The sequence below is a fragment of the Streptomyces sp. NPDC088354 genome, from assembly GCF_044753585.1.
Taxonomy (GTDB): domain Bacteria; phylum Actinomycetota; class Actinomycetes; order Streptomycetales; family Streptomycetaceae; genus Actinacidiphila.
Genome location: NZ_JBIVNJ010000014.1, coordinates 155,181 through 164,092 on the forward strand (window position 1 = coordinate 155,181; position 8,912 = coordinate 164,092).

An 8,912-nucleotide genomic window follows, 5' to 3' on the forward strand; every position below is an offset into this window, starting at 1 on the left:
CTGCCCTGTCACCCGCCGCGACGGACAGGTATCGGCACCCGACACCCGGCGGCGCCGCCGCCGTCGGATACAGTCCGCGGGTGACCAGTCGTCAGAAGGACAGCCACTGCTCCTATTGCGGTGCGGAGTTCGGCCCCGGCGCCGGGTGGCCGCGGACCTGCCCCGACTGCGGGAACGTCACCTACCGCAACCCGCTGCCGGTCGCGATCGCGCTGCTGCCCGTGCGGACGGACGGCACGACCGGGCTGGTCGTGGTCCGCCGCACCATCGAGCCGGCGCGCGGCATGCTCGGCCTCCCCGGCGGATTCGTCGACCACGGCGAGACCTGGCAGCAGGCCGTGGTCCGCGAACTCGACGAGGAGACCGGCATCGAGGCCGCCGTCTCCGACGTCCGGCTCGTCGACGCCCTCAGCGGCGACACCGGCCACGTACTGCTCTTCGGCCTGCTGCCCGAGCGGGCCGAGGAGGAGCTGCCGCCCGACGTCCCCACCGACGAGACCGACTCCCGGCAGATCCTCACCGCCCCCGCCGAACTGGCCTTCCCGCTGCACACGCAGGCCGTGCGGAACTGGTTCGACGGCCGCTACTGAGCGGCCGCGCCCCGCACCCGCACGGCGTGGCCCACCTCGTCGTGCCCGTCCCGGGTCACGACCACGGTGCCGTCCGCGAGCCGGGACGTGAAGCGCTCCGTACGCGGCTCCGCCCAGCCGTCGCCGGAGTCGGTGACCAGCAGGCCGCCGCCCGTACGCCCGGCCGCGGGCAGCCACGCCTCAAGGACCACCGAACCGTCGTCCTCCGCCACCGGCACCACCGACCCCGCCCGGGCCAGCACCGGGATGCGCTCCTGCGGCGCGGGCAGCAACACCTGCCCCGGCCCCTGGTACGCCTCCCCGGTCGCCGTGTCGTACCACAGGCCGCGCGGCAGCCGCACCGCCCGCTCCGTCGCGCCCTGCTCCATCACCGGGGCCACCAGCAGGGCGTCGCCGAGCAGGAACGCGTCCCCGCACGCGCGCAGTTTGCGGTCCTCCGGGTCGCCCCACCACACCGGCCGCACATAGGGGGCGCCCGACTGCCGCGCCCCGTGCGCCAGCGTGTACAGGTACGGCATCAGCCGCTCCCGCTCGCGCAGCGCGGCCCGCGCGCCCTCCAGCACCCGCGGCCCGAACTCCCACGGCTCGCGGCGGCCCGAGGTGATCGCCGAGTGCGTACGGAAGAACGGGAAGTACGCGGCCATCTGGAACCAGCGCAGATACAGCTCGGGCGACGGACTGCCGGTGAACCCGCCGACGTCCGGCCCCGAGTAGGGCACCCCGCACAGCCCCAGGCCCAGCACCAGCGACAACGACGCCCGCAGCCCCGGCCAGCCCGTCGAGACGTCGCCGGACCACGTGCCGCCGTAGCGCTGCATGCCCGCCCAGCCCGAGCGGGAGAAGAGGAACGGCCTGTTGTCGGGGTGCAGTTCACGCAGGCCCTCGTACCCGGCCCGCGCCATGCAGAGGCCGTAGACGTTGTGCGCCTCGCGGTGGTCGCCACCGCGGCCCTCCAGGGCGTGCCGGGCCGAGCGGGGGAGCGTCGCGTCGCCGAACGCCGCGAAGGACACCGGCTCGTTCATGTCGTGCCACACCCCGGCGAAGCCCTGCGCCAGGCGCTCCGCGTACAGCCCGCCCCACCACTTGCGCACGCGCGGGTCGGTGAAGTCCGGGAACACCGCGTCCCCCGGCCACACCACACCGCGGACGGTCCCGCCGTGGGCGTCCCGCACGAAGGCGTCCGCGGCCGCCCCGCTGTCGTGGACGGGGTTCCCGGGTTCCTCCTTGACCGCCGGGTCCACGATGGACACCAGGCGCACACCCCCGGTCCGCAACTCCTCTGCCAGCCCCGGCAGATCGGGGAAGCGCTCGCGGTCCACGGTGAAGACCCGGTGGCCCTCGTAGTGGTCGATGTCCAGGTGGATCGCCGACAGCGGCAGCCCGCGCTCCCGGTAACCGGCGGCCACCCGGCGCACCTCCGCCGCGGAGCCGAAGCCCCACCGCGAGTGCTGGTACCCCAGTGCCCAGCGCGGCGGCAGCGCGGGGCGTCCGGTCAGGGCCGTCCACGCGGTCAGGATGCGCGCCGGCGTGCCGGGGATCACCCAGTAGCGCAGCGGACCGCCGTCCACCCGCACTTCGCAGCCACCGGGACGGTCGTGCCCCGAGCCCGCGCCCTCCTCTCCGGCGCGCAGCGTCACCCGGCCGTCCCAGGTGTTGTCGTGGAAGACCAGGTGGCTGCCCGCGTCCGCCACCACCAGTTGCACCGGCATCGTGATGTACAGCGGATCGGTCTCCGGTTCGAAGGTCCCGTCCGGGTCGGTGTTCCACAGCCGGTACGAACCCTCGCCCAGCCGCGGCCCCGACGCGCGTCCGCCGAGCCCGAACACCGCCGCGTCCGCCGCCGTCTCCGAACGCTGCACCCAGCGGGGCTCCGCGCCGTCCCGGGAGCCGAGCGGGTCCCACCAGCGCGGCGGCAGGTCCTTGCGCAGCAGCAGCCCCCCGGGCGTGCGGAACTCCACCGCGCCGTGCCGCGACACCATCACGGTGACCCGCTCCGACACCACCCGCCAGCCGTCCTTGTCCGGCTCCATCACCGCCCGGACGTCCGCGTCCGGGCAGCTCCCCGCCAGCGCGTAGGACGGCTCCGGCTCCGCCCCGTCCCAGCCGCAGAAGACCGCGCCGCCCGCCGCGACCCGCACCCGCAGGCTCGACCGGGCGAACCGGACCAGGCCGCCGCCCGGCAGCGGGTCCGCGCCCTCGGCCGCCCCCGGCACCCGCGCCCGCTCGGGTCCCCTCCGCGGCAGGTCCCGCGCGTCCGTCCGCTGCCGGCGCCACGCGGCGCGCACCGACCGCAGCCCGTTCGCCGATCCGACCGCGCGCACCTGCCGTGCCAGGTCCCGAGCATCCATCGACCCCACCCTTTCACCGTTCCCGCCACGCCCCGCCGCCCGCAGGCCCCCTGTTCACCGGGGTCCGGGCACATGGTGACACCCCCGAATGTGTGGGGTGGGCCCTGGCGCCGAAGACGATCACGTGGCATCGTCCTGCCCATCCGCGCGCCGGGACATTCCGCCCGCCGCGGTCCGACCGCACACGACGCAGCGCCGCGTACCGTCCGGGAGCCGCCCCATGAGCACCACGTCCGAGCCCGCCACCCCCGCGGAGACCGCGCGGCCGCTGTGGCGGCCCGGCCCCGACCGCGTCGCCGGCGCCCAGGTGACCCGCTTCCAGACCTGGGCCGCGGGCCGGCACGGCGCGCCCGCCGCGGACCTCGCCGACCCCGTCGCCGGCTACGCCGCGCTCCACGGCTGGTCGGTGCGCGAGCCGGAGGCCTTCTGGCGGGCCGTCGTGGAGTGGTTCGACGTGCGCTTCGCCACCCCGTACGAAACGGTGCTCGCCGACGCCTCGATGCCGGGAGCGCGCTGGTTCCCCGGCGCCACCCTCAACTACGCCGAGCACGCGCTGCGTCCGGCCGGGGACCCGGCACGCGCCGACGCGCCCGCGCTGCTCCACCTCGACGAGCGCCACGACATCGGCGCGACGAGCTGGGGCGAACTGCGCCGCCAGGTCGCCTCCCTCGCCCACGAACTGCGCGCCCTCGGCGTCCGCCCCGGCGACCGGGTCAGCGGCTACCTCCCGAACATCCCGCAGGCGGTCGTCGCGCTGCTTGCCACCGCGGCGGTCGGCGGCGTGTGGACCTCCTGCGCCCCGGACTTCGGTGCCCGCAGTGTCCTGGACCGCTTCCAGCAGGTCGAACCCGTCGTCCTGTTCACCGTCGACGGCTACCGCTACGGCGGCAAGGAGCACGATCGCACCGCCGTCGTCGCCGAGCTGCGCGACGAACTGCCCTCGCTGCGCGCCGTCGTGCACATCCCGCTGCTGGGCACCGCCGCGCCCGAGGGCACGCTGGAGTGGGACGCCCTGGTCTCCGGCGACCGCGAACCGGTCTACGAGCAGGTCCCGTTCGACCACGCGCTGTGGGTGCTGTACTCCTCCGGCACCACCGGCCTGCCCAAGGCCATCGTCCAGTCCCAGGGCGGCATCCTGCTGGAGCACCTGAAGCAGACCGGGCTCCACATGGACCTCGGGCCGCAGGACCGCTTCTTCTGGTACACCTCCACCGGCTGGATGATGTGGAACTTCCTCGTGGGCGGCCTGCTCGCGGGCTCCACCATCGTCCTGTACGACGGCAGCCCCGGCTTCCCCGACACCGGCGCCCAGTGGGGCGTCGCCGAACGCACCGGCACCACCGTCTTCGGCACCTCCGCCGCCTATGTCATCGCCTGCCGCAAGGCCGGGGTGCACCCCGGCCGCGACCACGACCTGTCGGCCGTCAAGTGCGTGGCCACCACGGGCTCCCCGCTCCCGCCGGACGGTTTCCGCTGGATCCACGACGAGGTCAAGGAGGACCTCTGGATCGCCTCCGTCAGCGGCGGCACCGACGTCTGCAGCTGCTTCGCGGGAGGCGTGCCGACCCTCCCGGTGTACATCGGCGAGCTCCAGGCACCCTGCCTCGGCACCGATCTGCAGGCCTGGGACGCGTACGGCAAGCCCGTCACCGACGAGGTCGGCGAGCTGATCGTCACCAACCCCATGCCGTCCATGCCGATCCACTTCTGGAACGACCCGGACGGCGCCCGGTACCGCGACAGTTACTTCGAGATGTTCCCGGGCGTCTGGCGGCACGGCGACTGGATCACCCTCACCTCGCGCGGCACGGTGATCATCCACGGCCGTTCCGACTCCACGCTCAACCGACAGGGCGTCCGCATGGGCTCCGCCGACATCTACGAGGCCGTCGAACGGCTCCCGGAGATCCGCGAGTCGCTCGTCATCGGCGTCGAACAGCCCGACGGCGGCTACTGGATGCCGCTGTTCGTGCAGCTCGCCGACGGCGCCGAACTCGACGACGCCCTGCGCGACAAGGTCAAGCGCACCATCCGCGAGCAGCTCTCCCCCCGGCACGTGCCGGACGAGATCATCCCGGTCCCCGGCATCCCGCACACCCTCACCGGCAAGCGCATCGAGGTCCCCGTCAAGAAGCTCCTCCAGGGCACCCCGCTCGCCAAGGCCGTCAACCCCGGCTCCGTCGACGACATCGGCCTCCTGGCCTTCTACGAGGAACTGGCCCGCACCCGCGGCTGAGCGGCCGGGGCCGCCCGCCGGCGGGCGGCCCCCGCCGACGGTCCGTCACTGTCAGTGGCTCCGGTTACGGTGAGTGAGCATTGATCGCCGTACCCAGGGGGAGTCATGACACACACCACGAACCGGGCCACGAACCGCGCCGCGAACCGTGCCGAGAACCCGAACAGGACGGCCCGGCGCACCGGCAGGACCGGGCGGCGCGCCCTGCGCCGCGAGGCCCCGACCACCGTCGCGCTCCTGACCGCGGCCGCGGACTTCGACGTCATGCGCGGCTACCGCAGCTTCCGGTTCCACGACCACACCGACTACCTGCGCCGTACGGAGGGGCTGCTGCGCTCCCTGACCTCCCGCGGCATCCACGTCCGCGTCGGGGCCTTCGACCCGGAGGAGTACGCCCGGTACTGCGCGGACACCGGCAACGACCCCGACACCTCACGCGCCCGGGCACGCTACGCGGCGGACCTCACGGCTTCGGGACCCACCGTCCCCTACACCGGCCAGGCGCTGGAACACCTCGTCACGCAGATCGAGTACGAGACGACCCGCCAGGCGACCTGGGAGCTCGCCGGCGACATCCTCGCGCGCGCCGGGGACTGCGCGTGCTGCGGCGACGACCTCGCCCGCACCTCCTTCGACCGGGCCTCCCAGGCACTGACCCGTCTTCTCGACGCCGCGGGTCCCGGCAGCCACCACGTGGTGTGCAGCGTCCCCACCGAGGACACGACCCTCCTCGCGGCGATGCACGCCCGCTGCGACGACCACGGGATGGTCCACCTCGCCGAGGCCGAGGCCCTCGTCTGCTGCACCGTCCTCGCCGCCGGACTGGCGACGGACAGCCCAGGAGGCCTCGTCGTGCGCAGTACCGCCCCCTCCTCGGGACGGGGCGGCCCCGGAGCCGGACCCCCCGACGAGGTCCGCGGCTGGACACTGCGCGACGGCTGGCTCAGCCCGCTCAGCGAGGCCGAGGTCTTCAACGCCTACTGCACGGACGCCGAGACCGGCGAGCCCGTCCCGCCCGAGCCCGGCGTCGTCCACCGCCCGGGCTTCCCGCTCCCGCCCCCGGAGGACTGACCGCACGGCGGCGCCGGCGCGCCGAGGGGCGCCCCGCACACCGGCGGGACGCCCCTCGGGGAAAGCGGCTTCACCTCACTCGCCGGACAGCACCGCCTGCGCCGCCCGGCGGGCCTCGTCGGCCGTGTCCGTCGCCCGTGCCGCCGCGGCGGCACGCTCGCACTGCGCCAGCGTGTACTTCGCCAGCGTCGCCCGCACGTACGGCAGCGACGCCGCGCCCATCGACAGGCTCGTCACGCCCAGACCCGTCAGCACGCAGGCCAGCAGGGGATCGGAGGCCGCCTCACCGCACACACCACAGCTCTTGCCCTCCGCGCGGGCCGCCTCGGCGGCCGCCGCGACCAGGTCCAGCAGCGCCGGCTGCCACGGGTCCTGCAGCCGCGAGACCGACCCGACCTGGCGGTCCGCCGCGAAGGTGTACTGCGCCAGGTCATTGGTCCCCAGCGAAAGGAACTCGACCTCCTGCAGGATCGACCGCGCCCGCAGCGCCGCCGACGGGATCTCCACCATCGCCCCGAACTTCGCCCGCAGCCCGGCTTCCCGGCACGCGTCCGCGAACGCCTTGGCGTCGATGCGGTCCGCCACCATCGGCGCCATGACCTCCAGGTACACCGGCAGACCCTCGGCCGCTGTGGCGAGCGCGCGCAGCTGCGTCCGCAGGACCTCCGGGTGCGCCAGCAGCGTGCGCAGACCCCGCACGCCCAGCGCCGGGTTCGGCTCGTCCGCCGGAGTCAGGAAGTCCAGCGGCTTGTCCGCGCCCGCGTCCAGCACCCGCACCACGACCCGGCCCTCGGGAAAGGCTTCCAGCACCTGCCGGTACGCCTCGACCTGCTTCTCCTTGGAAGGAGCCTGCTTGGAATCGTCCAGGAACAGGAATTCGGTACGGAACAGACCCACGCCCTCGGCACCCGCCGCGACCGCGGCCGGGACGTCGGCCGGTCCACCGACGTTCGCCAGCAACGGCACCTTGTGGCCGTCAGAGGTCGCACCCGGCCCCGACGACGCCGCGAGCGCGGCCCTGCGCTCCGCCGCAGCCTTCGCCAGCTCGGCCCGCCGGTCCTTGCTCGGCTCGACGAAGATGTCGCCGGTGCTGCCGTCCACGGCGATGACCGTGCCCTCGGTCAGCTCGGTCGCGCCCTGCAGCGCCACGACCGCGGGCACACCGAGGGCCCGGGCCAGGATCGCGCTGTGACTGGTCGGGCCGCCCTCCTCGGTCACGAACCCCAGCACCAGCGACGGGTCCAGCAGCGCCGTGTCCGCCGGGGCCAGGTCCCGCGCGATCAGCACGTACGGCTCGTCGCTGTCCGGCACACCCGGCATGGGCACACCGAGCAGCCGCGCCACGATCCGGTTCCGCACGTCGTCCAGGTCCGCGACCCGGCCGGCCAGGTACTCGCCCGCGTTCGCCAGCAGCGCCCGGTACGAGGCGAAGGCGTCGTACACGGCGCGCTCCGCCGAACTCCCCACCGCGATGCGCCGCTCCACATCGGCCATCAGCTCGGGGTCCTGCGCCATCAGCGCCTGGGCCTCCAGCACCGCCTGCGCCTCGCCGCCGGCCAGATTGCCGCGCGCCACCAGGTCGTTGGCGACCGCTTCCACGGCCTGCCGCGCCCGCGCCTGCTCCCGCGGCGCCTCCTCGGCCGGAATCTGCTTGGCCGGGGGCTCCAGCACCGCGGTGCCCATGTGCCGTACCTCGCCGATCGCCACACCGTGGCTGACACCGACGCCTCGCAGCGTTGTCTCCATCTCACCCGTCTCCGGTTGTCGCGGACGCACGCGACCGCGTTCCCTGTAACTGCGTCGTGTACCTGCGTCGGAAGTGGCCCTGCCGAAAAGGCTACGTCCAGGAGAAGAGGGTGGCGCCGGCGACCACGTCGCCGTCCTCGAGCAGACCGGACAGCGCGTCGGCCGTCGCCTCCAGTGCCACCACGGGGCACACCGGGGACTTGCCGGCGGCCTCGACGGCGGCCGGGTTCCAGCGCACCATCTCCTGGCCGCGCAGCACGGTGTCGCCCTTGGAGACGAGTACCTCGAAGCCCTCGCCGCCCAGCTGCACCGTGTCGATGCCCAGGTGCGTCAGCACCCCGTGGCCCTCGCTGTCGACGACGACGAACGCGTGCGCGTGCAGGGAGACCACGACCCCGTCGATGGGGGACAGCGCCGTCGACGGCTCGCGCACGGGGTCGACCGCTGTACCGGGGCCGACCATCGCGCCGGAGAACACGGGGTCCGGCACCGCGGCCAGTCCGATGACGCGCCCGTTCAGGGGCGCCGAAACAGTCGTCATAGTGAAGCCTCCCAAGTGGTCCAGACCACTTAGTCTGCCACCCCTTCAGGAGCGGCCACACCTCTGGGCAGCGGATTTGCTCCGACCGGGCGGGTCCACTAGGTTGGGACAACCCCCGGGACGAGAGAGCGCGGAAACGTGTGTGCTCGTAATCCGGTGGTAAATCCGACGGAAAGCATCTGCTAAAGTCGGAGTGCGGGAAAGCCGAAAGGCCGGAACGCAAAAGCAGGAAAGCGTGAATCCCCGCCGGCGGGAATCGGGCCCGAAAGAGTCTGATAAGCTGGTGACAACGAAGGGAAAGCCCGGAGGGGCCGGTGAAACGGTCTCGAAGGAAGCTTCCGTTCCTTGAGAACTCAACAGCGTGCCAAAAGTCAACGCCA

At 73.7% G+C, this 8,912-nt stretch carries 6 protein-coding genes; 3 read left to right on the forward strand and 3 right to left on the reverse strand.

The window, feature by feature from the left end:
- The first annotated feature begins 80 nt into the window (after nucleotides 1–80).
- Nucleotides 81–590: an NUDIX domain-containing protein gene (locus ACIP98_RS22050; RefSeq protein ID WP_401977557.1), complete on the forward strand. Its 510-nt coding sequence runs from the start codon at nucleotides 81–83 to the stop codon at nucleotides 588–590.
- Here ACIP98_RS22050 and ACIP98_RS22055 read toward each other — a convergent pair.
- Nucleotides 584–2,938: a glycoside hydrolase family 31 protein gene (locus ACIP98_RS22055; protein ID WP_401977559.1), complete on the reverse strand. Its 2,355-nt coding sequence runs from the start codon at nucleotides 2,936–2,938 to the stop codon at nucleotides 584–586. The two genes, ACIP98_RS22050 and ACIP98_RS22055, sit on opposite strands and share 7 nt — an antisense overlap.
- A gap of 220 nt (nucleotides 2,939–3,158) precedes the next feature.
- Between ACIP98_RS22055 and ACIP98_RS22060 the strand changes: the two genes are divergently transcribed.
- Nucleotides 3,159–5,174 (forward strand): acetoacetate--CoA ligase, encoded by a 2,016-nt coding sequence (locus ACIP98_RS22060; RefSeq protein ID WP_319665886.1) that lies wholly within the window; start codon nucleotides 3,159–3,161, stop codon nucleotides 5,172–5,174.
- Between the two features lie 105 nt (nucleotides 5,175–5,279).
- Nucleotides 5,280–6,245 (forward strand): hypothetical protein, encoded by a 966-nt coding sequence (locus ACIP98_RS22065; protein ID WP_401977561.1) that lies wholly within the window; start codon nucleotides 5,280–5,282, stop codon nucleotides 6,243–6,245.
- Between the two features lie 75 nt (nucleotides 6,246–6,320).
- Here ACIP98_RS22065 and ptsP read toward each other — a convergent pair whose 3' ends face one another.
- Together ptsP and ACIP98_RS22075 are read right to left on the reverse strand one after the other, a co-directional pair.
- Nucleotides 6,321–7,991, reverse strand: a complete 1,671-nt coding sequence (gene ptsP, locus ACIP98_RS22070) for a phosphoenolpyruvate--protein phosphotransferase (RefSeq protein ID WP_401977563.1) — start codon at nucleotides 7,989–7,991, stop codon at nucleotides 6,321–6,323.
- Between the two features lie 91 nt (nucleotides 7,992–8,082).
- On the reverse strand, nucleotides 8,083–8,532 hold the full coding sequence (locus ACIP98_RS22075) for a PTS glucose transporter subunit IIA (protein ID WP_319665883.1): 450 nt from the start codon (nucleotides 8,530–8,532) through the stop codon (nucleotides 8,083–8,085).
- Between the last annotated feature and the right edge of the window lie 380 nt (nucleotides 8,533–8,912).